The following is a 19881-nucleotide window of genomic DNA, read 5'->3' on the forward strand; positions in this document are numbered from 1 at the left end:
GCGTTTTCCGTTTCGAGCGCGTGCGCTGCGTGCGAACATGCGCGCCACGCGTGGGGTGAGGGGTGACGGTCAGCGACTACACGGCGACCTCTTCGGCTTCGGGTGGACGCCGCCGGCGAACCCGCGAGGCCGAGGCGCCCGCCGACGCGGCCGCGTTCGCCGGTCGCGTGCCGCCGAGCGATCTCGGCGCCGAGAAGGCCGTGCTGTCCTCGTTGTTGTTGGACGCGCGCGCGTTCCACGAGGTGCTGGTCGAGCTCTCCGGCGACGACTTCTACCACCCGGCGCATCAGCTGCTGTTTCGCGCGATGTCGACCGTGCACGACTCCGGGCGGCCCGTCGACCTAATCACTCTGGCCGAGCACCTGACGCAGCAGAAGCAGCTCGACGCCGTGGGCGGCCCGGTCGCGCTCGCCGAGATCGCGGACTACGCGGCCACCGCCGCGAACGTCGTGCACCACGCGCGCATCGTGCGCGACAAGGCGGTGAAGCGGCGGCTGATTCGCGTCGCGACGGAGATCGTCGAGACCGGCTACGACGAGGCCGAGACCGCGGACAAGCTGCTCGACTTCGCCGAGTCGAAGATCTTCGACGTCTCGAAGCAGCAGAGCCGCTCGACCTTCCAGAACGTGCACGACGAGATGCCCGGCGTGTTCGATTACGTCGAAGGCATCATGAACCGCGCCGGCGCGCTCTCGGGCCTGCCGACCGGCTACGACGACCTCGACGAGATGACCGGCGGCCTTCAGCCCGGCGAGCTGATCATCATCGCCGCGCGTCCGAGCATGGGGAAGACGGCGTTCGCGCTGAACATCGGGCGCAACGCCGCGGTCGATCACGGCAAGAAGGTCGCGGTCTTCTCGCTCGAAATGACGACCCGCAGCCTGATCATCCGCCTGCTGTCGTCCGAGGCGCGCATCGACTTCTCGAGCCTGCGCAAGGGTTTCCTGCCGATGGCCGACTACCGGCGCCTGCAGGAAGCCGCCGATCGCCTCTCGCACGCGAAGATCTGGATCGACGACTCGGGCTCCGCCTCGATCCTCGAGATCAAGGCGAAGAGCCGCCGCCTGCAGGCCGAGCACGGCCTCGACCTCGTCGTCGTCGACTACCTGCAGCTCGCCTCCGGCGACGGGCGCAAGGACCGCAAGGACCTCGAGATCGCCGAGATCAGCAAGGGCCTGAAGGCGCTCGCGAAGGAGCTCTCGATCCCGGTCGTCGCGCTCTCGCAGCTGAACCGCGGCCCCGAGCAGCGCGACCCCGACAAGCGGCGGCCGATGATGGGCGATCTGCGCGAGTGCGTGACCGGAGACACGCGCGTGTGGCTCGCCGACGGCCGGCGCGTCCCGATTCGCGAGCTCGTCGGCGCGACGCCCGAGGTGTGGGCGCTCGACGAGCGCCAGCGCGTCGTTCGAGCACACGCGGACAAGGTGTGGCGCGTCGGCACGCGCCCCGTGTTGCGCTTGCAGCTCGCGAGTGGGCGCTCGATTCGCGCCACGGCGGAGCATCGCCTGCTCGCGGGCCAGGGCTGGGCGACCGTGTCGCAGCTCGCGGCGGGCGATCGCCTCGCGCTTTCGCGGCAGGTGCCGGCGCCCGCGACGCCGCAGCGCTGGCCCGAGCATTGGCTGGTATTGCTCGGTCACCTCGTCGGCGACGGCAGCTACCTGAAGCACCAGCCGCTGCGGTACACGACCGCATCCGAGGAGAACAGCGCGGCCGTCCGCGCGGCGGCCGAGGCGTTCGGCTCGCGCGTCACGCGCCATGCCGGCCGCGGCGCGTGGCATCAGCTCGTGATCGCGGGCAACGGCAATCGCTGGGCGCCTGCGGGCGTCGGCGCGTGGCTTAAGTCGCTCGGTGTGTTCGGGCAGCGCTCGCACGAGAAGCACCTTCCGGGCGAGGTGTTCACGCTCGCGGACGATCAGATCGCGCTGTTGTTACGGCACCTGTGGGCGACCGACGGATCGGTCACGCTACGAAAGACCGGTCGCGGCGCGCCGCGCGTTTACTTCTCGACGAGCAGCCGCGCGCTGGCCGAGGATGTCGCGGCGCTGCTGCTGCGCCTCGGCATCGTCGCGCGCATCCGCACGGTGCACTCGCAACGCGGTCGGCCCGTGCACACCGTCGACGTGAGCGGCGCAGCCGCGCAGCGGCGCTTCGCGGCGCGGGTCGGCGGTTTCGGCCCGCGCGCGGAGGCCGTGCGCGCGCTCGAGATGCAGCTCGCGCACGTCGAGGCGAACCCGAACGTCGACACGCTGCCGCTCGAGGTCTTCGCGCACGTGCGCGAGCGGATGCGCGCGCGTGGCGTCTCGACGCGCGCGATGGCGCAGCTGCGCGGCACCGCATACGGCGGCGCCGCGCACTTCCGCTTCGCGCCGAGCCGCGAGACGCTCGCGAGCTACGCCGAGCTGCTCGACTCGCGCGAGCTCGGAGTGTGGGCGGAGTCGGACGTGTTCTGGGACCGCGTCGTCGCGATCACGCCCGACGGCGAGGAGGACGTGTTCGATCTCACCGTGCCCGGCCCGTCGAACTGGCTCGCGGACGGCATCGTCACGCACAACTCCGGCGCGATCGAACAGGACGCAGATCTGATCGCCTTCATCTACCGCGACGTCGTCTACAACAAAGAGACCGACGATCCGCGCTGCGCGGAGATCATCATCGAGAAGCAGCGCAACGGGCCGACGGGCACGGTGAAGCTCGACTTCGACGGCAAGTACGCGCTGTTCGGCAGCCGCGCGAATCGCGATGCGCCGGGCGGGCCACCCGGAGGGTCGGGCTTCGTTCCGCCGGACGACAACGGCGGGAGCTTCGGCTCGTCGTTCGGCGAGGAGCCGCCGTTCTAGTGCGCTTGTTATTGCCGCGTGCGCTGCCGCGCGGAGGCACGATCGCGATTGCGGCGCCCGCGTTCTGGGTCGAGCCCGCGCGCGTGTACGCGATGGCGGAGAAGCTGCTCGCCGCCGGCTACCAGGTGACGTGGCGCGAGGACGTGTTCGCGCGCCAGGGCTATCTCGCCGGCAGCGCAAAGCGGCGCGCCGCGGAGCTGATGCAGTGGGTTCGCGACGACTCGGTGGACGCGATCCTGTGCGCGCGCGGCGGCTGGGGCTGCCACCACGTGATCCCGCGCCTCGACGCGCGCGCGTTCCGCAAGGCGCGCAAGCCGCTGATCGGCTTCAGCGACGTGACGACGCTGCTCGGCTGGCAGCGCGAAGTCGTGGGCCTCGCGGGCGTGCACGGTCCGATGTGCGTGCGCGACGACGGCATCGCGCCGAACGAGCTGCGCGCGCTGCTCGCACTCCTGCGCGGCGAGGCGCCGGCGCCGCTGCGCGGCCGCGGCGTGGTGCGCGGGCGCGCGGAAGGCGTGCTCGTCGGCGGCTCGCTCACGCTCGTCGCGGACTCGCTCGGCACGCCGTGGGAGATCGACACGCGCGGCGCGATTCTCTGCCTCGAAGAGATCGGCGAGAAGCCCTACGCGATCGACCGCCAGCTCTCGCACCTCCACGCCGCGGGCAAGCTCGAGCCCGCAGCGGGCTTCGCGATCGGCCACTTGATCGGCTGCGTCGACCCGAAGCGCGCGCGCCCGACGGCGATGCAAGTGATCCACGAAATCCTCGGCGCGCTGCGAAAACCGCTCGTCACCGGCTTGCGATTCGGACACGTCAGCCCGAACTTGCCCTGGCCCGTGGGCGTCCGCGGGCGGCTCGACGGCGGGAAGGGTGAGCTCGCCGCGCTGGGGCCAGCGACTGATTAGGGTGACGTGTGCGTGCTCCGGGAAAGCGAGAAGGGACGATGACGCAGCGACCGGACGCGGCTCGGGAAGCGCAAGCCGTCCAGCGGCGCGAGCGCCGCAGGCGGCGCGCAGCGAGCCGAAGGCGAGCGGAGAGTCGTAAAGGATGAGGCACGCGGCGATCCGGAAGAAGTTGCAAAGGGTCGATCGCGCGCTCGACAAGGCGATCGACGCGGCCGAGATCCCCGGCGCCGTCGTGCTCGCGCGCATGCAGCGCGAGGGCGAGACGCTCGAGCACTGCTCCGTGCGCGGCCTCGCGCTGTCGCGACCGGAGCGCATCCCGATGGCGCGCGAGACCGTGTTCGATCTCGCCTCGCTGACCAAGGTGCTCGCCACGACCACCGCGTTCATGCGCCTCGTCGAGGCCGGCGCCGTCGCGCTCGACGACCCCGTCGCGAAGGTGCTGCCGCACTTCGCCGAGCGCGAGAAGGAGGCGGTGACGTTCCGCCACCTGCTCACGCACAGCTCGGGCCTCAAGCCTCTGCGCGATTTCCACGAGCCGCTCGCCGAGCGCGAACGAAAGAGCGGCGAGCGCCTCTTGTGCACGCCCGCAGCGAAGGCTTGGGTGATCGAGAGCATCTGCCGCTCCGCGCTCGTGCACGCGCCGGGCGAGGCGGTGGTGTACGGCGATCTCGACTTCATCACGCTGGGCGCCGCGGTCGAGCAGCTCGTCGGGAAGCCCCTCGACGAGCACTGCGCCGAGACGATCTACGCGCCGCTCGGCCTGACCAGCATGCGCTTCCTGCCGCTGGCAGCGCCGATCGGCGATGCCGAGCGCCGCGGCATCGCGGCGACCGAGAACTGCCCGATTCGCGAGAAGATCCTGTGGGGCGAGGTGCACGATCCCAACGCGTGGACGATGGGCGGTGTCGCCGGCCATGCGGGCCTGTTCGCTTCCGCGGACGATGTGCTGAAGTTCGGGCAGACGCTGATCGACGTGTGGCACGGGCGCAGCGACGCGTTCCCGCGCGCGCGCCTCGCCGAGTTCGCGGCGAAGCAGAACATCCCGCCAGGCTCCGACTGGGCGCTCGGCTGGGACACGCCCGCCGCCCAAGGCTCGAGCGCGGGCCGCTACTTCTCGCGCAACTCGATCGGACATCTCGGCTTTACCGGCACGTCGATCTGGATCGACCTCGACGCCGAGTGCGTGGTCGTGATGCTCACGAACCGCATTCACCTCGTCGCCAAGCGCAGCAAGTTCGCGCTGCGCGCCGAGATCCACGACCTCGTCCGCGAAGCGTTCGCCGAGTAATCAGGGGATTTCGGTGCACGTCCACTTCATCGCGATCGCGGGCACCGCGATGGGCTCGCTCGCGGGGCTGCTGAAGTCGCGCGGGCACACGGTGACGGGCAGCGACGAGGGCGTGTATCCGCCGATGAGCACGTTCCTCGAGCGGCTCGGGATCCCCGTCACGATCGGCTTCAAGCCCGAGAACGTGCTCGCGCAGCGCCCCGATCTCGTCGTGATCGGCAACGCCGTGCACACGACCAACCCCGAGGCGAAAGCCGCGATCGACGCGGGCCTGCGCTACGCCTCGCTGCCCGACGCGCTCTACGAGCACGCGATTCGCGGCAAGCACTCCGTCGTGATCTGCGGCACGCACGGCAAGACCACGACCACGAGCATGGTCGCGACATTGTTGTTGGAGGCGGGCCGCGACCCGAGCCTGCTCGTCGGCGGCATCGCCGCGAACTTCGATGGCACCTTCCGCGACGGCGCGGGGCCGGAGTTCGTCGTCGAGGGCGACGAGTACGACACCGCGTTCTTCGACAAGACCCCGAAGTTCTTGCACTACGGCCCCGAGACCGCGGTGATCACCTCGATCGAGTTCGACCACGCCGACATCTACCGCGACCTCGCGCACGTGCAGGGCGAGTTCGCAAAGCTCGTCGCGAAGCTCGGCGCGAGCGGCACGCTGATCGCGGCGGCCGGCCCCGCGACGATCGATGCGGTGTGCGCGGGCGCGCGCTGCAAGACCGTGCGCTACGGCATCGAGTGCGAAGCCGATTTCGCCGCCCGCAATCTCGAGGCCGACGCCAGCGGCACGCGCTTCGACGTGAGCGTGCGCGGCGCGAAGGCGGCGCGCGCACTGCTCCCCGCTTGGGGCAAGCACAACGTCGCGAACGCGCTCGCGGCGCTCGCGGTGTGCGAGGCGCGCGGCGTCCCCGTTGCGCGCGCCGCGGAGCTGCTGCCGCGCTGGCAGGGCGTGAAGCGGCGCCAAGAAGTGCGCGGCGAAGTCGCGGGCGTGACCGTGATCGACGACTTCGGCCATCACCCGACCGCCGTGCGCGAGACGCTCGGCGCGCTCGCATCGCGCTACCCCGGCCGGCGCATCGTCGCGGTGATGGAGCCGCGCTCGAACACGAGCCGCCGCGCGATCTTCCAAGAGGAGTACGCGCGCGCCTTCGACGGCGCCGGCCTCGCCGTGATCGCGCGCGTCGCCGACGCGAAGATCTACAGCGCGTTCGGCGGCGACCCCGAGCGCCTGAACGCGGACAAGCTCGCGGCGGACCTGACCGCGCGCGGCATCCCGACCGTCGCGCGCGCGAGCGTCGACGAGATCGTCGACCACCTCGCGCGCGAGTGCCGCGCCGGCGACGTCGTGATCACGCTCAGCAATGGCGGCTTCGGCGACATCTGGACGAAGCTGCTCGCGCGCCTTCAGTCGCGCACGACCTAACAAGCAGGAGCAGCCATGAGCAGCATCACCCGCCTCCAGCCCGGCAAGCGCCTCTCGCAGGGCGCCGTGCACGGCGATCTCGTCTACAGCGCCGGCATCGTCGCCGACGACCCGGTGCCCGACGCGAAGAAGCAAACCGAGCAGATCCTCGCGCAGATCGACCGCCTGCTCGCCGAAGGCGGCAGCCACAAGAGCAAGATCCTCACCGCCACGATCTGGCTCAGCGACATCCGCCACTACGCCGCGATGAACGAGGCGTGGGATCCGTGGGTCGTGCCGGGCAACACGCCCGCGCGCGCGTGCGTGGAAGCGAAGCTCGCGGCGCCGCAGTACTGGGTGGAGATTCGGGTCGTGGCGGCGCGCTGACTGTCGCGCGGCGAGCTCAGTCCGGGCGCGTTCCCGCTTTCGCTTCGCCGGGCGTGATGCCCGTGGGCTCCACGTGGGTCGGATCCCAGCCGATCTTCACCTTCGCTTCCCAGTCCTTGGTGGCGATCGCAGTGTCGATCGCGCCGCGCAGCGCAGCGGGAACTCCCCAGCGGATTCCCGTGGTGAGCCCGTGCTGTTCCGCGGCGGCGGCTAGCCGCAGCAGATACTTCTTTCTCGACGCGAGCGGGCTGTCGTCGTCGAGCAAATCAACCGCGAGGGATTCCTTCGCGCCACTCGGCGCCGTCACGTTGTGGAAGCCGAACTTCAGCTTCGAGTGCCCCGACAGGAAGGCCTTCATTTGGTCGTCGGGCGAGCGCCACGCATCCTGGATGCGCGGGCGGAAGCCATCCGCCTCGAGGGCTGCGATCACGCGCTTCAAGCGCACCCGGAAGGTCGGGTAGAGCTCGAGAAGACGTTCGGCGTTGCGTTGTCGGCGAAGCTCTTCCTTCATCGGTGTCTCCTTCGCCGCGAAGCGTCTCGCGTGTGCGGGGGCGCGCGCGATGAAGTGGCTCACACCACCAGTGAGCCGCCGAACCCGAGCACCCGCCTCCCGCCGCCGATCTCACGCGCGCCCGCGATGCCGGCGCGCACGAACGCGCGCGCAGCCTCCACCGCGGCGAGCAGCTCGTCGCCGCGCGCGAGCTGCGCCGCGATCGCGGCGCTGAGCGCGCAGCCGGTGCCGTGCACGTCGCCGCCGGGGATGCGTTCGCCCGCGAGCCAGCGCACTTCGACGCCGCTGGGGGTCCTGTGCGCGAGGCAGTCGTCGGCGTCGCGCTCGCGGTGACCGCCCTTCACGAGCGCGGCGGCTGCGCCCAGCTCGCTCACGAGATGCTTCGCCGCGCTCTCGATCCCCGCGCGCGTCGAGACGTCGCGCTCGCACAGCACTTCGGCTTCGGGGAGGTTCGGCGTCACGATCGCGGCGCGGCCGATCAGGTTGCGCAGGCCCGGGATCGCGCGGCGCTCGAGCAGCTCGCGCCCGCTGCTCGCGCGCAGCACCGGATCGATCACGATCGGCACCGGCAGGTTCCGCAGCACGTCGAGCCCGAAGTCGACGGCGCGCAGCACGTCGTCGCTCGCGAGCATGCCGAGCTTCACCGCGTGCGGCGGCACGTCCTTCAGCAGCACGCGCAGCTGCTCCGTCATCACGTTCGGGAAGAGCGGCAGAACGCTGTGGACTTTGGCGGTGTCCTGCACGGTCAGCGCCGTCGGCACTGCGCAGCCGTGCACGCCAAGCGCGCGAAAAACCTGAAGGTCGAGCTGGAGGCCCGCGCCTCCCGTCGGATCGGAGCCTGCGATGGAGAGCGCGACGCGAATGGGCGGCATGAGGGGCGATGGTAAGGTGCGCCGCCCTTCGCGACAGCGCGCCGCGCGGCGAAGCCTTCCCTCACACGCCGGAGCTTCCATGGTTCGCGCCGCCGCCTTGTTACTGGCTTTCACCGCCGCCGCGGCCTCCGCGCAGTCGTGGCACGCCGAGCGCCTCACGGCGGGCGGCGGTGCGCCGCCTCGCGTCGAGCGGCTCTGGTCGAAGGGCGCGTGGCTGCGTGCCGAGGTGACGCTCGGCGGCCACCCGATCCAGACGTTCGTGAAGGGCGACCGCTACGTGATCGTCGACGCGCTCACCAACAAGGGCATCTCGATTCAGCGCAGCGCGAAGTCGATCGCCGAGGACGCGAAGCGCGGCCGGCCCTTTGCGCAGGAGCAGCGCGCGATCGTCGCGGCCGGCGGCGAGAAGGTGAAGACCGAGGGTCATGGCGCGGGCGCGTGCGATCTCTATCGCCTCACCGATCAAGCCGGCCGCCGCGAGGTGTGCGTGAGCACGAGCGAGGACAAGGTGCCGCTCGTCGCGCGCGCGTGGAGCCGGCAGTCGGGCGCCGAGACCGAGCTCACGTATCTCGCGTGGGCGAAGGAGGTGCCGGCGGACGACGCCTTCTTCGCGCCGGACCCGCGCGTGCAGCTGGAGAGCTTCACGACCGACGCGTACGTCGCGAAGGCGCGCGAGGGCGCCGTCGGCCCCGCGCCCGTGCTGTATCCCGAGCTCCTGCTGGGGAACTAGAACCCATCTGCCAGATCCGCGCGCCGGGCTCGGTCCGGAATCCTGAGACGGGTTCTAGGCGCGCAGCGAGATGCGGTCGCTTGCAGCGCTCGCCTGCGGGGCGCGCGCCGGCCCGCCCACGTGCCAGCGGAGCACGCGCAGCGGGGGGATGTTGAGGAGCTCGAGCGTGACATCGGGCTCCCCGAGCAGCGGCGTGGCGCGATCCGCGACGGCGCCGCGCACCTGATACGCGACGAAGCAGCCGCCCGGCGCGAGCACGGCGCGAATCGACTCGACGATGCGCGTGCCGATCGCCGCGGGGATCACCGAGAAGGGAATTCCGGAGATCACGACGTCGGGTGCCGAGAGACCGTGGGCCGCGAGGATGTCCGGCAGATGCTCCGCGCTGCCTTCGTGCACGATCAAGCGCGGATCCGTCTCGCGCTTCAGCAGCCGCGCGAAATCGGGGTCGAGCTCGATGCAGAGCAGCCTCGCGTCGGCAGGCAGCGCGGCGAGGATCGCGCGCGTGGTGCCGCCGGTGCCGGGGCCGAGCTCGACCACGAGGCGGGCGCGCTTCACGTCGGCGAGCGAGACGAGGCGGCGCTCGAGGAAGCGCGAGCTCGGCACGACCGACGCCACCTGCCCCGGCCGCCGCAGGAAGCCCTGCAGGAACGCGATGCGCTCGTCGCGCAGCAGCCTCTTGGCCTCGATCCGCGGCAGCTTCGGCATGTCCCCTCGCTTCGTGTGTTCGAGACTGCGCGGCGAGCGCGGTCGCTTCCTCGATCCTGAGTCCGCCGATCTCCGCTTGCGCGGCGAAACGCCGCTTGCGCTAGTTGGTGCTCGTCACCCACGAGATGTTCGGGTCCGCGATCTTCGGCGTGCGCTCGGCGAGCACCGCCAACTTGCGCGCCACGCGCCCCGCGATCATGCGCAGTGCTGCGGCTGCGGGCGACTCGGGGGCGTGCACGAGAATCGGGCGACCCACGTCGCCGCCCTCGACGACGCGCGTGTCGATCGGCACCTCGCCGAGGAAGTCCACGCCGAGCTCGTCCGCGACGCGCTTGCCGCCGTCCTTGCCGAAGATGAAGTACTTGCGATCCGGCAGATCGGGCGGAACGAAGTAGGCCATGTTCTCGACGATGCCGAGAACCGGCACGTCCACCTTCTCGAACATGCGCAGCCCCTTGCGCGCGTCGATGATCGAGAGGTCGTTCGCGGTGGTGACGATCACCGCGCCCGAGAGCGGCGCGTTCTGCGTGAGCGTGAGCGCCGCATCGCCGGTGCCGGGCGGCAGATCGATCACGAGGTAGTCGAGCTCGCCCCACTGCACGTCCACCAGGAACTGGCGGATCAGGCCGTGCACCATCGGGCCGCGCCAGATCACGGGCGAGTTGTCGTTGATGAAGAAGCCCATCGACATGACTTTCATGCCGTAGGCCTCGAGCGGGAGGATGATCTTCTTGCCGTCGCGCTCTTCGCTCACCGGCCGCGTCTTCACGCCGAGCAGCAGCGGCAGCGAGGGGCCGTAGACGTCGGCGTCGAGCACGCCCACCGTCGCGCCGGTCTCCTTCAGCGCGAGCGCGAGGTTCACCGCGGTCGTGCTCTTGCCGACGCCGCCTTTGCCCGAGGCCACCGCGATCGTGTTGCGCACGCCGGGCAGCACGTCGCCGCGCTCGGCGCCGGGCAGGCCGCCGCGGCCGCGCGTGTTCGCGGTCATGGTCACGGCCACGCTCTCGACGCCGGGCAGCGCCTTTACGCGCTCGTTGGCGGCGCGCTCGAACTCGGCCTTCACCGGGCAGGCGGGCGTGGTCAACTCGATCGCGAACGACACCGCGCCGCCGTCGACGCGCAGGTTCTTGATGAACCCGAGGTCGACGATGCTCTTGCCGAAGTCCGGGTCGACGATCGGGCGCAGCGCGGCCAAGACCTGCGCGGGGGTGACGGCGCTCATGCGGGCTCCCAGGGCGAAAGGCGCGCAGAGTCGGGGAGGGGGCGAGGAGCGTCAAGCGAGATTGCGGGGCCCCAGGGCGGGCGCAGGCGGACGTCTGCGGACGCGCGCGAACGCGAGCGAGGCGCAATGCTGCGCGCCCGCGACGCGAGCGCTCGCGAGGGGACGCCACCGCGCGCGAGGAGACCTGGATGCCCGCATTTCTCGATCCCGCGACATGGACCCTCTGGACCGCGATCGGCTTCCTCGGTCAAGGCATGTTCTTCTCGCGCTTCGCCGTGCAGTGGCTCGTGTCCGAGCGCCGCGGCGAAAGCCACGTCCCGGTCGCGTTCTGGTGGCTTTCGCTCGCCGGCAGCCTCGTCACGCTCGCCTACGCCATCCACCGCGGCGATCCGGTGTTCGTGCTCGGCCAAGCGTTCGGCTGGATGGTGTACTCGCGGAACCTCGTGCTGATCTACCGCGGGCGCGGAGCGGAGTGAATCGGCGGGATCAGACCCTGCGTAGTCGCGTTCTGCGCGAACGCTCACGCCGCGCTCGGCTTCCCCGCCGCGCGGCGCAGGATCGCCGCGTAGCCCTCGCGCTCGACGCAGGCGCGCGCGAGCAAGCCGCGCTCGCGCAGCAGCTCGTGCATCCGCGGCAGCTTGTAGTGCGGCACGGTCATCAGCAGGTGGTGCTCGAGGTGGTAGTTCACGCGGTTGGGCGCGATCAGCAGGCGCTCCCACCAGCGCGCGAGCGTGGTGCGCGTGTTGTTCAGCGGGTCGTCGGCGTTCGGCGTGAGCGCATGTTCGGCGATCGAGCGAATGCGCGTGACGAGCGTGTTCGTCGTGAGCCACGCGCCGACCCATAACAAGTACAGCTCCGCGTGGCCGAGCGCGGCGAGCGCGCCCAGCAAGAGCGCGTTCGTCGCGACGAAACCGATCGCCGCGCGGCGGCCGTCGGGATCGCTCCAGCGCGCCATCGAACGCTTGAAGCCGGCGCGCGCGAACTTCACGCCGGTTTGCCCGGACAAGTCGCGCCAGATCTTGCGCCGCAAGCTCGTGCGCGTGATCGGGAACGGCATCACGAGCCCGAGATCCGGATCGCGCTGCGTCCCGGTGTGCGCGTGGTGCTGCAGGTGATACGGGCGATACACGGAGCAGTCGCTCCAGATCGGATACGCGCACAGCCACTGCCCCGCCCAGTCGTTGACGCCGCGATCGGCGAACAGCGAGCGATGCGCCGCCTCGTGCATCAGCACCGCGAAGCCGAGCTGGCGCGCGCCGATCACGAACAGCGCGACGAGAATCGGCGCGACGAGCGTCGGCCCGTGCGGCCACGTTGCCACGAGCGCCATCGAAGCGAACACCGCGAGCCAGTTGAACGCGATCGACCACCAGCTGCGCCAATCCTCGAAGCGCAGCAGCTCCGCGATGTCCTCGCGCGTGAGCTGCTCGCGCCAGGAGAGGTCGCCCTCTGCGGTGTGGCGCTCGACGACGGCTTCGGCTGCGGCCATGACTCTCTCCTAAGCGATCGCGAGCGACAGCGTGCGCTCGCCATGGGCTGGTGCGGAGACGTGCGGCGCGCCGTAGCGCGCCATGAAGCTCGCCCAGGCGCGCTTTCCGGCGCGGTCGTAGCCGCGCATCGCGGCGACGACCGCGCGGCGCTCGGCTTCGGGTGCGAGCGGCTCCGGAAGAAGCGGATCGAGCACGAGCTCGCGGATCACGCGGCCGCCCAACAAGAACGACTCCACCATCGCGCGCTCCTCGGGCAGCGCAGCGAGGCGGGCCTCGCTCGCGAGCAGCTCCGCGAGCGAGCGGCGATACGAAGCCGCGAGCTTCTCGCGCTTCCAGAGCGCGCGAGCGCGGGCGTCGCTCTCGGCGTCGAGCTCGCGCACGAGCGCAACCATCGCGTCGCGCTCGAGCCCGAGCTCGCGCAGCTCGCCGCGCAGCTCCGCGAGCGACGCGCGCAAGTTGTCGGGGCGCAGCGCGATGCCGGGCGCGAGCTCTGCGAAGCCGAGCAGCGCGAGCGCGCGCTGGCGTTGGCGCCGCTCGTGCGAGCGCGCCGGCGCGAGCGTTCCCGCGCGCACCATCCACCACCCGCCTGCCCACTTCGTGATGCGCAGCTCCGCCGCGCGCCAGCCCAGCACGCGCTGATCGATCGCGTGCGCCGCTTCGCCGAGCCGATACTGCCCGCGCTCGTCGCGCACGATCTGCCCCGCGGCGAGCAGGCGCGTGATCGCGACGCGCAGCGCGTTCTCGTCGATGCGGAAGAGACGCGCCGCGGCGATCAGCGCCGCGACCGGCATCGCGGCCCCGCGCAGCGAGGAAAGCAGGTCGAGCGTGAGGCTCTTGGCGGTGGGCTTGCTCACGAGAGAACATTACTCCTGCGACGATCATCGAGCAATCGGTGTAATGTCGTGAGGGAACGCCACGGACCGAGGAGGGGCGCCTTGCACGAGACCGCCGAAGAGCTCGCCGAGCTGCAGCGCCTGCTCGACGCGAGCCACGCCGCCGCGAACTCCCACATGGCCTCGATCTTCACGCCCGAGCGCCGCGCGAGCGCCGCCGAGACTGCGCAGCTCTTGCGCGGAGCCTGCGTGCTCGCGCTCGCCACCGTCTCGCCTGACGGCTCGCCGCGCACGGCGCCGGTGGACGGTCTGTTCTTTCGCGGGCGCTTCACGTTCAGCACCTCGCCCGAGTCCGCGCGCATGAAGAACATTCGCCGCGACGCGCGCGTCAGCGCGAACTACAACCGCGGCGAAGAGCTCTGCGTGATCGTGCACGGCGCGGCGCGCGAGATCGACCAGCGCTCCGCCTGGGGCCTCGCGCTGCGCGACTACAACCGCGAGGTCTACGGCGAGGCCTGGGACTCGTGGGGTTACTGGGGCAAGGCCCCGTACACCGCGATCGAGCCGAGTCGCATGTACGCCGCGCTGTTCAACCGCGCGCTGCTCGGCGCCTGAAGCGCGCCTCACGAGCGAGCTAGCGTCCACGCCTTCCATCGAGTCTCAACCACAGGAGTTCCCATGAGCGAGCTGCTCGTCGAGAAGCAAGGCGGCGTCACGATCCTCACCCTGAATCGCCCCGATCGCATGAACGCGATCAGCGGCCCGATGCTCGCCGCATTCAGCGAGCAGCTGCTCGAGGCGAACCGCGACCCGGAAGTGCGCGTGGTCGTGATCACCGGCGCCGGCCGCGCTTTCTGCGCGGGCCTCGACCTCAAGGAGCAAGCGAGCGGCGGCAACCTCGGCGGCGGCTTCGACCTGCGCGAGGCGCCGCCCGTCGTGCTGCACCAGATGGACAAGCCCACCATCGCCGCGATCAACGGCGGCGCCGCGGGCTACGGCATGGACCTCGCGATCGGCTGCGACATCCGCCTCGCCTCCGACGCCGCGAAGCTGAGCGCCGCGTTCACGAAGCGCGGCGTCATCCCCGAGAGCGGCGGCACCTGGCTGATGCCGCGCCTCGTCGGCTGGGCCAAGGCGAGCGAGATCTTCTTCACGGGCCGCACGCTCGGCGCCGACGAGTGCCTCGAGCTCGGCCTCGTCTCGAAGGTGGTGCCCGGCGAGCTGCTCATGAAGGAAGCCCTCGCGCTCGCCCACGAGATCGCAGCCAACGCGCCGCTCGCCGTGCAGGGCACGAAGCGCATGATGCGCATGGCCCTAACAGAAACCTTCGAAGCGAACGTGCACCACGTCTACCTGCAGCTGCTGCCGCTCTTCCGCAGCAAGGACTTCAGCGAGGGCGTGAAGAGCTTCCTCGAGAAGCGCCCGCCGAAGTTCGAGGGGAAGTGAGCCTCGATTTCGGCGCGCTTCGTCGCACTTTGACGCTTTTTCGCGGCGCTGTGAGGAACGCCTCCTCGTAGCGTCGCGGCATGCGTCGCTTTCGCGTGTACGTCGACACTTCGGTGATCGGCGGCTGCTTCGATCCCGAGTTCGCCGAGTGGTCGCGGCTGCTGGTCGAGGACTTTCGCAGCGGCCGACTGGCGCCAGTGCTGTCCGATGTCGTTGCGACTGAGATCGCGCCAGCGCCGCCAAGGGTCCGCGCGCTCCACGACGAGTTGCTCGCCCTCCCAGCGTCGCAGCTCTTCGTGACCCAGGTCGTGATCGACCTCGCGCGCGCATATCGAGACGAGAGGGTTCTGCGCGAGCGCTCGTGGGAGGACATGTTGCACGTCGCTCTCGCCAGCCATGCGAGGGTCGACGTGCTCGTCAGCTGGAACTTCCGACACTTGTTGCGGCCGGATAGAATTCGCGCGTTCAACGCGGTAAATGCGCAGCGGGGAGTCGGCGGCCTCGTGATCGCTTCACCCCGCGAGGTGACCTTCTATGGCGAGACGTGAAATCCGCGCGGTCGAGATGGTTCGCAAGATCCGTGAACAGATCGCGGCGCAGCTCGTAGGGAAGTCGGACGAGGAGGTGATCGCGTTCTTCAATGCGGCGGGCCGGAGGGCTGCGAAGCGCGCAGACGCACTCCGCGCGCGGAAGGCCACCGCTGCGAAGCGTCGCGTTGCCCGGAAGGCGAAGCGCAAGTAGCGCCACTCCTCGCTACCTACACCAACACCGCCACCACGCTCGCAGTCATCAGGGTCGCGAGCGTGCCGGCGAGGATCGCTTTGAGCCCGAGCTCCGCGATCTCGGGGCGGCGCTCGGGGACCATCGCGCCGACGCCGCCTAACAAGATCGCGAGCGAGCCGAAGTTCGCGAAGCCGCACAGCGCGTAGCTGCTGATCACGGCGGCGCGCGGTGAGATCGCCTGCTCGGCGATCAGCTTGCCGAGCGCGTCGTAGGCGAGGAACTCGTTGAACACAGTCTTCACGCCGAGCAGCGAGCCGACGCTCGCGGCCTCGCTCGGCGCGACGCCGATCAGCAGCGCGAACGGCGCGAACGCCCAGCCGAGCACGCGCTGCAGCGTGAGGTCCGCGATGCCGAGCCAGCCGCCCACGACTTCGAGGCCCGCGTTCGCCATCGCGAGCAGCGCGATGAACGCGATCAGCAGCGCGCCCACGTTCGCGGCGAGGCGCAGCGCGGCGCTCGCGCCGGCGGCGGCCGCGTCGATGGTGTTCACCGTGGCGATCGGGACGGTCGCGGCGGCGGCGTGGCTCGTCTCCGGAGCGCCGGTCTCGGGCACCATCACCTTCGCGAGCAGCACTGCGGCGGGCGCGGCCATGAAGCTCGCAGTCACGAGGTGGCCCGCGTAGTCGCCGCCGAGCATCTGCGCGTAGGCCACGAGCACCGAGCCCGCGATCGTCGCCATGCCCGCAGTCATTACGGTGAACAGCTCGCTGCGCGTCATGCGCGCGAGGTAGGGGCGGATCAGAAGCGGCGCTTCGGTCATGCCGACGAACACGTCGGCGACGGTGCTGAGGCTCTCGGCGGCCGAGATGCCCATCGCGCGCGAGAGGCCGCGCGCGAGAGCGCGCACCACGAGCTGTACGACGCCCCAGTGGTAGAGCACGGAGAAGAGGCTCCCCATCACGACGATCACGGGCAGCACTTCGAGCGCGAACGAGAAGCCGGTCTCGCGCAGCGAGCCGAACACGAAGCTGGTGCCGGCGTCGGTGAAGCGGATGAAGGCGCTGACCGCGTCGTTCACGCCCACGAAGAACGCGCGGCCCGCCGGGCTCCGTAACAACACGAGCGCGAGCGCGACTTGCAGCCCGAGGCCCCAAGCGACGACGCGCAGCGGGAAGCGGCGGCGGTGCTCGGAGAACACCCACGCGATCGCGATGAACGCCGCGATGCCGAGCACCGCCGCGGCGCGCGAGGCTGGCTCGCTCATCGCGCGCCGCCGAACGCGGCGACGAGCGCGCGCACCGCGGCGACGGGGTCCGCCGCATTCGCGACGGCCGAGATCACCGCGACGCCGTGCGCGCCCGCGGCGCGCGCCTGCGCACAGTTCGTCGCATCGATGCCGCCGATCGCGACGAGGGGCAGCGGCGCGCACGTGCGCGCGATCTCGCGCAGCGCGGCGAGGCCGCGCGCGTCGTAGCCGGTGTCCTTGCTCGCGCTGCCGAAGAGCGGGCCGTACGCGACATAGTCGATCGGCTCCGCCAGCGCGCGCGCGAGCTGCGCGGCGTCGTGGGTCGAGCGCCCGATCGCGAGGCGCGGCGCGATGCGGCGCGCGTCCGCGGGCGGCAAGTCGTCTTGGCCGAGGTGCACGGCGTCGGCCTCGCACGCGAGCGCGATGTCGACGCGATCGTTCACGACGAACACGAGGCCCGCCGCGCGCGTGAGCGCGCGAATCTCGCGCCCCCAGCCGAGCGCCCGCGCGTCGGTGGCGCGCTTCGCCCGCAGCTGCACCGCGCGCGCACCGCCCGCACACGCCGCGCGCGCTTGGGTGACGGGATCGTGCTTCCAGCACGGGTCGTCGTCCGCGAGCACGTGTACGCCGGCGAAGCTCTGCATCGCGCGCAGTGTTCCCGGGATCGTGCGCGACCGCGACGGGGGCGGACGCGAGCAGACTCAGGCGAACGGCGGCGAGGCGTTCTCGGTCATTTCCACGGAACCCAAGTGTTCCGCTGCGCCTACGGCCGATCCGGCACGTCGATGCCCAGCTCGACGATGCGCTTTCGCAGGGTGTTGCGGTTGATGCCGAGCAGCTCGGCGGCGCGCAGCTGATTGCCTCCGGTCCGCGCGAGCGCAGCCTCGATCAGCGGCTTCTCGACGCGCGAGAGCAGGGCCGCATGCACGTCGGCGGGCGCGCCCGAGTCGAGAGCGGCCTCGGTCTCGGCGCGGACCAGCGCTTCGAGCGACAGCGCGGTGCGCTCGCCCGCGCCGCCGCCATCGAGGAACGCGAAGTCCTCGGCACCGATCACTTCGGCGGCAACGAGCACGAGCGCGCGCTTGATCGCGTTCTCGAGCTCGCGCACGTTGCCCGGCCAGGCGTGACGCACGAGCTTCTCGATCGCGTCCGGCGAGATCACGTGCATGCCGCCCGTCAGCTCCGCGTCGTAGCGCGCGAGGAAGTGGTCGATCAGCGGGGGAATGTCCTCGCGGCGCTCGCGCAGCGGCGGTACCGCGATCGGCACGACCCGCAGGCGGTAGAGCAGATCCTCGCGGAATGCGCCGCTCGCCACGGCCGCATCGAGGTCGCGATGCGTGGCTGCGAGGATGCGCACGTTCACCGCTTCGGCGCGGCGCCCGCCCACCGAAGTCACCTCTCCCGTCTGCAACACCCGTAACAACTTCGCCTGCAGGTCGACCGGCATGTCGCCGATCTCGTCGAGGAAGAGCGTGCCGCCGCTCGCCTCGCGGAAGCGGCCCGCGCGCGCCTCGACCGCGCCGGTGAACGCGCCGCGCTCGTGGCCGAACAGCTCACTCTCGAGCAGGTCGCGCGGGATCGCGGCTGCGTTCACCGCCACGAACGGCGCGGCTGCGCGCGAGCTCGCGGCGTGGATCGCACGCGCGATCAGCTCCTTGCCAGTGCCGCTCTCTCCCGTCACGAGCACCGGCACGTCGGAGCGCGCCACGCGGCCGATGGTCTTGAACACGTCGAGAAGCGCGCTGCTCTTGCCCACGAGCCGCTCGCTCGCCGGCGCGCCCTTGCCGAGCGCGCGGCGCAGGGCGCGCACCTCGGACTCGAGCGCGCGCGAGCGCAGCGCCTTCTCCACGAGCGCGAGCACTTCCTGCGTGCCGAAGGGCTTCGCGAGGTAGTCGAAAGCGCCGCGCTTCATCGCCTCGACGGCGTTCTCGAACGTGTTCTGCGCGGTGATGATCACGATCGCGGTGTCGCTGCCGACCGTGCGCGCGCGCTCGAGCAGATCGAGGCCGCTCGCGCCGGGCATGCGGATGTCGAAGAACGCGAGGTCGAAGCTCGCCTCGGTGAGCGCGCGCAGTGCGTCGTCGCCGTTCGCGACGTCGGTGACGGCGTGCCCGGCGCTCTCGAGCGTCTCGCGCAGCACGAAGCGGATCGACGGCTCGTCGTCGGCGATCAGGACGCGCGCACTCACGAGGGCTTCCTCAGCGGCAGCGTGACGCGCACGCTGGTCCCCACGTTCGGCTCCGACTCGAGATGCAGCGTGCCGCGGTGCTGCGCGATCCAGTAGTCCGCAACCGCGAGCCCGAGCCCCGTGCCGCCCGGGCGCGCGCTGAAGAACGGCGTCGTGGCTTGGCGCAGCTCGTCCGCGCTCATCCCGCGGCCGGTGTCGCGGATCCACACGGCGAGGGTCGGCAGCGGCTTGCCGTCATCGAGGGCGATGCGGTGATCGAGAGTCATGCGCGTCGTCACCGTGACTCTGCCCCCGCGGCCTTCGAGCGCCTGCAGCGCGTTCCGTAACAAGTTGAGGAACACCTGGATCAGCCGGTCGGCGTCGGCCCCGAACTCCGGGATCGAGGGGTCGTAGGCGCGCACGATCTCGACGGCTTCGCCGAGGGGATCGTGCGAGAGCAGCGCGAGCACGCCGTCGAGCACGCGGTGGATGTTCGTGGTCGCGAGCCGCAGCCTGTCGCGCCGCGCGAAGACCATGAAGTCGTCGACGAGCGCCGCGATGCGCGTCGACTCGCGCACGATCAGCTCCGCGGTCTCGCGCGTCTTCGCGTCGCCCGCGCGCAGGCCGAGGATCTCGCCGGCGCCGCGAATGCCGCCGAGGGGATTCTTGATCTCGTGTGCGAGGCCGGCGGCGATGCGCCCGAACGCCTCGAAGCGCTCGCGCTCGGTCTCGAGCTGCGCGAGCCGGCGCTGCGCGGTCTGGTCGCGCAGCACCACGACCGCGCCCTCCGTCGCGCCCGACTCGGACTGCAGCGGCGACGCGCTCACGTCGAGCGGGATGCGCTCGCCGCGCTGCGGCTCGAGCTCGCAGTCCGCGGCCGAGATCGCCGCGCCGCGCGCCAGCACGCTGCGCGCAAGCTGCGCGACCGCGTGACGCGGCGGCACCAGCTCCTCGATCGCGCAGCCGAGCGCGGTCTCGCGCGAGCGCCCGAGCAGCCGGCACGCGACCGAGTTCAGCTCTTCGACGCGCCCCGCCGGCCCCACGACGATGACGCCCGCGAGGATCGCTTCGAGCACGTCTGCGAGGTCGCGGCGCATAGGGGTACGAC

General features: G+C 71.1%; 20 protein-coding genes. 10 read left to right on the plus strand and 10 right to left on the minus strand.

Going from position 1 to position 19881, the window contains the following annotated elements; translation table 11 throughout:
* Nucleotides 1-62 precede the first annotated feature (62 nt).
* The 5 genes from FJ091_00880 to FJ091_00900 all read left to right on the plus strand — a co-directional run bounded on the left by FJ091_00880 (nt 63) and on the right by FJ091_00900 (nt 6825).
* Nucleotides 63-2837: a replicative DNA helicase gene (locus FJ091_00880; protein MBM4381896.1), complete on the plus strand. Its 2775-nt coding sequence runs from the start codon at nt 63-65 to the stop codon at nt 2835-2837.
* Nucleotides 2837-3742, plus strand: a complete 906-nt coding sequence (locus FJ091_00885) for an LD-carboxypeptidase (GenBank protein ID MBM4381897.1) — start codon at nt 2837-2839, stop codon at nt 3740-3742. Before FJ091_00880 ends, FJ091_00885 begins: the two co-directional genes overlap by 1 nt.
* A gap of 142 nt (nt 3743-3884) precedes the next feature.
* Complete coding sequence (locus FJ091_00890) at nt 3885-5030, plus strand: serine hydrolase (GenBank protein MBM4381898.1); 1146 nt, start codon at nt 3885-3887, stop codon at nt 5028-5030.
* Nucleotides 5031-5079: 49 nt separating this feature from the next.
* Complete coding sequence (locus FJ091_00895) at nt 5080-6459, plus strand: UDP-N-acetylmuramate dehydrogenase (protein MBM4381899.1); 1380 nt, start codon at nt 5080-5082, stop codon at nt 6457-6459.
* 15 nt (nt 6460-6474) lie between these two features.
* Entirely contained in the window at nt 6475-6825 is a 351-nt protein-coding gene (locus FJ091_00900; protein MBM4381900.1) for a RidA family protein, read from the plus strand.
* Nucleotides 6826-6841: 16 nt separating this feature from the next.
* Here FJ091_00900 and FJ091_00905 read toward each other — a convergent pair whose 3' ends face one another.
* Both FJ091_00905 and thiD read right to left on the minus strand, forming a co-directional pair.
* Nucleotides 6842-7336, minus strand: a complete 495-nt coding sequence (locus FJ091_00905) for a hypothetical protein (protein MBM4381901.1) — start codon at nt 7334-7336, stop codon at nt 6842-6844.
* A 59-nt stretch (nt 7337-7395) separates the two neighbouring features.
* The gene (gene thiD, locus FJ091_00910) at nt 7396-8208 is read right to left on the minus strand and encodes a bifunctional hydroxymethylpyrimidine kinase/phosphomethylpyrimidine kinase (protein MBM4381902.1); all 813 of its coding nucleotides are present in this window, start codon (nt 8206-8208) and stop codon (nt 7396-7398) included.
* Between the two features lie 79 nt (nt 8209-8287).
* On the opposite strand from thiD, the gene FJ091_00915 reads away from it, so the two are divergent.
* Nucleotides 8288-8938: a hypothetical protein gene (locus tag FJ091_00915; GenBank protein ID MBM4381903.1), complete on the plus strand. Its 651-nt coding sequence runs from the start codon at nt 8288-8290 to the stop codon at nt 8936-8938.
* A 54-nt stretch (nt 8939-8992) separates the two neighbouring features.
* On the opposite strand, the gene FJ091_00920 is transcribed toward FJ091_00915, so the two are convergent.
* Together FJ091_00920 and FJ091_00925 are read right to left on the minus strand one after the other, a co-directional pair.
* A complete protein-coding gene (locus FJ091_00920; GenBank protein ID MBM4381904.1) occupies nt 8993-9646 on the minus strand; it encodes a methyltransferase domain-containing protein in 654 nt (217 codons plus the stop codon).
* A gap of 100 nt (nt 9647-9746) precedes the next feature.
* Nucleotides 9747-10868 carry an Mrp/NBP35 family ATP-binding protein gene (locus tag FJ091_00925; GenBank protein ID MBM4381905.1) on the minus strand — a complete coding sequence of 374 codons (1122 nt, stop codon included), beginning with the start codon at nt 10866-10868 and terminating at the stop codon, nt 9747-9749.
* Between the two features lie 188 nt (nt 10869-11056).
* On the opposite strand from FJ091_00925, the gene FJ091_00930 reads away from it, so the two are divergent.
* Nucleotides 11057-11344: a lipid-A-disaccharide synthase N-terminal domain-containing protein gene (locus tag FJ091_00930; protein MBM4381906.1), complete on the plus strand. Its 288-nt coding sequence runs from the start codon at nt 11057-11059 to the stop codon at nt 11342-11344.
* Nucleotides 11345-11388: 44 nt separating this feature from the next.
* Here the strand turns inward: FJ091_00930 and FJ091_00935 are convergent, their stop codons facing one another.
* Together FJ091_00935 and FJ091_00940 are read right to left on the minus strand one after the other, a co-directional pair.
* Nucleotides 11389-12357, minus strand: coding sequence for a fatty acid desaturase family protein (locus tag FJ091_00935; GenBank protein MBM4381907.1), 969 nt, complete (start codon nt 12355-12357; stop codon nt 11389-11391).
* A gap of 9 nt (nt 12358-12366) precedes the next feature.
* Nucleotides 12367-13212, minus strand: coding sequence for a PaaX family transcriptional regulator (locus FJ091_00940; GenBank protein ID MBM4381908.1), 846 nt, complete (start codon nt 13210-13212; stop codon nt 12367-12369).
* Between the two features lie 81 nt (nt 13213-13293).
* Here FJ091_00940 and FJ091_00945 point away from each other — a divergent pair, with 81 nt between their 5' ends.
* The 3 genes from FJ091_00945 to FJ091_00955 all read left to right on the plus strand — a co-directional run bounded on the left by FJ091_00945 (nt 13294) and on the right by FJ091_00955 (nt 15185).
* Nucleotides 13294-13806, plus strand: a complete 513-nt coding sequence (locus FJ091_00945) for a pyridoxamine 5'-phosphate oxidase family protein (protein ID MBM4381909.1) — start codon at nt 13294-13296, stop codon at nt 13804-13806.
* Nucleotides 13807-13869: 63 nt separating this feature from the next.
* Nucleotides 13870-14637, plus strand: coding sequence for an enoyl-CoA hydratase/isomerase family protein (locus tag FJ091_00950; GenBank protein MBM4381910.1), 768 nt, complete (start codon nt 13870-13872; stop codon nt 14635-14637).
* Between the two features lie 80 nt (nt 14638-14717).
* Nucleotides 14718-15185 carry a PIN domain protein gene (locus tag FJ091_00955; protein ID MBM4381911.1) on the plus strand — a complete coding sequence of 156 codons (468 nt, stop codon included), beginning with the start codon at nt 14718-14720 and terminating at the stop codon, nt 15183-15185.
* Nucleotides 15186-15394: 209 nt separating this feature from the next.
* On the opposite strand, the gene FJ091_00960 is transcribed toward FJ091_00955, so the two are convergent.
* The 4 genes from FJ091_00960 to FJ091_00975 form a co-directional block, all read right to left on the minus strand.
* Nucleotides 15395-16624, minus strand: a complete 1230-nt coding sequence (locus FJ091_00960) for a NupC/NupG family nucleoside CNT transporter (protein MBM4381912.1) — start codon at nt 16622-16624, stop codon at nt 15395-15397.
* Nucleotides 16621-17250 carry a thiamine phosphate synthase gene (thiE, locus tag FJ091_00965; GenBank protein MBM4381913.1) on the minus strand — a complete coding sequence of 210 codons (630 nt, stop codon included), beginning with the start codon at nt 17248-17250 and terminating at the stop codon, nt 16621-16623. The genes FJ091_00960 and thiE overlap by 4 nt, the downstream gene beginning before the upstream one ends.
* Nucleotides 17251-17369: 119 nt before the next feature.
* Nucleotides 17370-18794 carry a sigma-54-dependent Fis family transcriptional regulator gene (locus FJ091_00970; protein MBM4381914.1) on the minus strand — a complete coding sequence of 475 codons (1425 nt, stop codon included), beginning with the start codon at nt 18792-18794 and terminating at the stop codon, nt 17370-17372.
* On the minus strand, nt 18791-19870 hold the full coding sequence (locus tag FJ091_00975; GenBank protein MBM4381915.1) for a PAS domain-containing protein: 1080 nt from the start codon (nt 19868-19870) through the stop codon (nt 18791-18793). Before FJ091_00975 ends, FJ091_00970 begins: the two co-directional genes overlap by 4 nt.
* Nucleotides 19871-19881 lie beyond the last annotated feature (11 nt).

Source organism: Deltaproteobacteria bacterium (assembly GCA_016875395.1).
GTDB lineage: Bacteria > Myxococcota_A > UBA9160 > UBA9160 > UBA6930 > VGRF01.

What these genes read in the sequence shown, in the direction of transcription:
- FJ091_00890 (MBM4381898.1), top strand. Translation starts at nt 3,885, where the DNA reads ATGAGGCACGCGGCGATCCGGAAGAAGTTGCAAAGGGTCGATCGCGCG.
- FJ091_00895 (MBM4381899.1), top strand. Translation starts at nt 5,080, where the DNA reads ATGGGCTCGCTCGCGGGGCTGCTGAAGTCGCGCGGGCACACGGTGACG.
- FJ091_00900 (MBM4381900.1), top strand. Translation starts at nt 6,475, where the DNA reads ATGAGCAGCATCACCCGCCTCCAGCCCGGCAAGCGCCTCTCGCAGGGC.
- FJ091_00905 (MBM4381901.1), bottom strand. Translation starts at nt 7,336, where the DNA reads ATGAAGGAAGAGCTTCGCCGACAACGCAACGCCGAACGTCTTCTCGAG.
- thiD (MBM4381902.1), bottom strand. Translation starts at nt 8,208, where the DNA reads ATGCCGCCCATTCGCGTCGCGCTCTCCATCGCAGGCTCCGATCCGACG.
- FJ091_00915 (MBM4381903.1), top strand. Translation starts at nt 8,288, where the DNA reads ATGGTTCGCGCCGCCGCCTTGTTACTGGCTTTCACCGCCGCCGCGGCC.
- FJ091_00920 (MBM4381904.1), bottom strand. Translation starts at nt 9,646, where the DNA reads ATGCCGAAGCTGCCGCGGATCGAGGCCAAGAGGCTGCTGCGCGACGAG.
- FJ091_00925 (MBM4381905.1), bottom strand. Translation starts at nt 10,868, where the DNA reads ATGAGCGCCGTCACCCCCGCGCAGGTCTTGGCCGCGCTGCGCCCGATC.
- FJ091_00930 (MBM4381906.1), top strand. Translation starts at nt 11,057, where the DNA reads ATGCCCGCATTTCTCGATCCCGCGACATGGACCCTCTGGACCGCGATC.
- FJ091_00935 (MBM4381907.1), bottom strand. Translation starts at nt 12,357, where the DNA reads ATGGCCGCAGCCGAAGCCGTCGTCGAGCGCCACACCGCAGAGGGCGAC.
- FJ091_00950 (MBM4381910.1), top strand. Translation starts at nt 13,870, where the DNA reads ATGAGCGAGCTGCTCGTCGAGAAGCAAGGCGGCGTCACGATCCTCACC.
- FJ091_00955 (MBM4381911.1), top strand. Translation starts at nt 14,718, where the DNA reads ATGCGTCGCTTTCGCGTGTACGTCGACACTTCGGTGATCGGCGGCTGC.
- FJ091_00960 (MBM4381912.1), bottom strand. Translation starts at nt 16,624, where the DNA reads ATGAGCGAGCCAGCCTCGCGCGCCGCGGCGGTGCTCGGCATCGCGGCG.
- thiE (MBM4381913.1), bottom strand. Translation starts at nt 17,250, where the DNA reads ATGCAGAGCTTCGCCGGCGTACACGTGCTCGCGGACGACGACCCGTGC.
- FJ091_00975 (MBM4381915.1), bottom strand. Translation starts at nt 19,870, where the DNA reads ATGCGCCGCGACCTCGCAGACGTGCTCGAAGCGATCCTCGCGGGCGTC.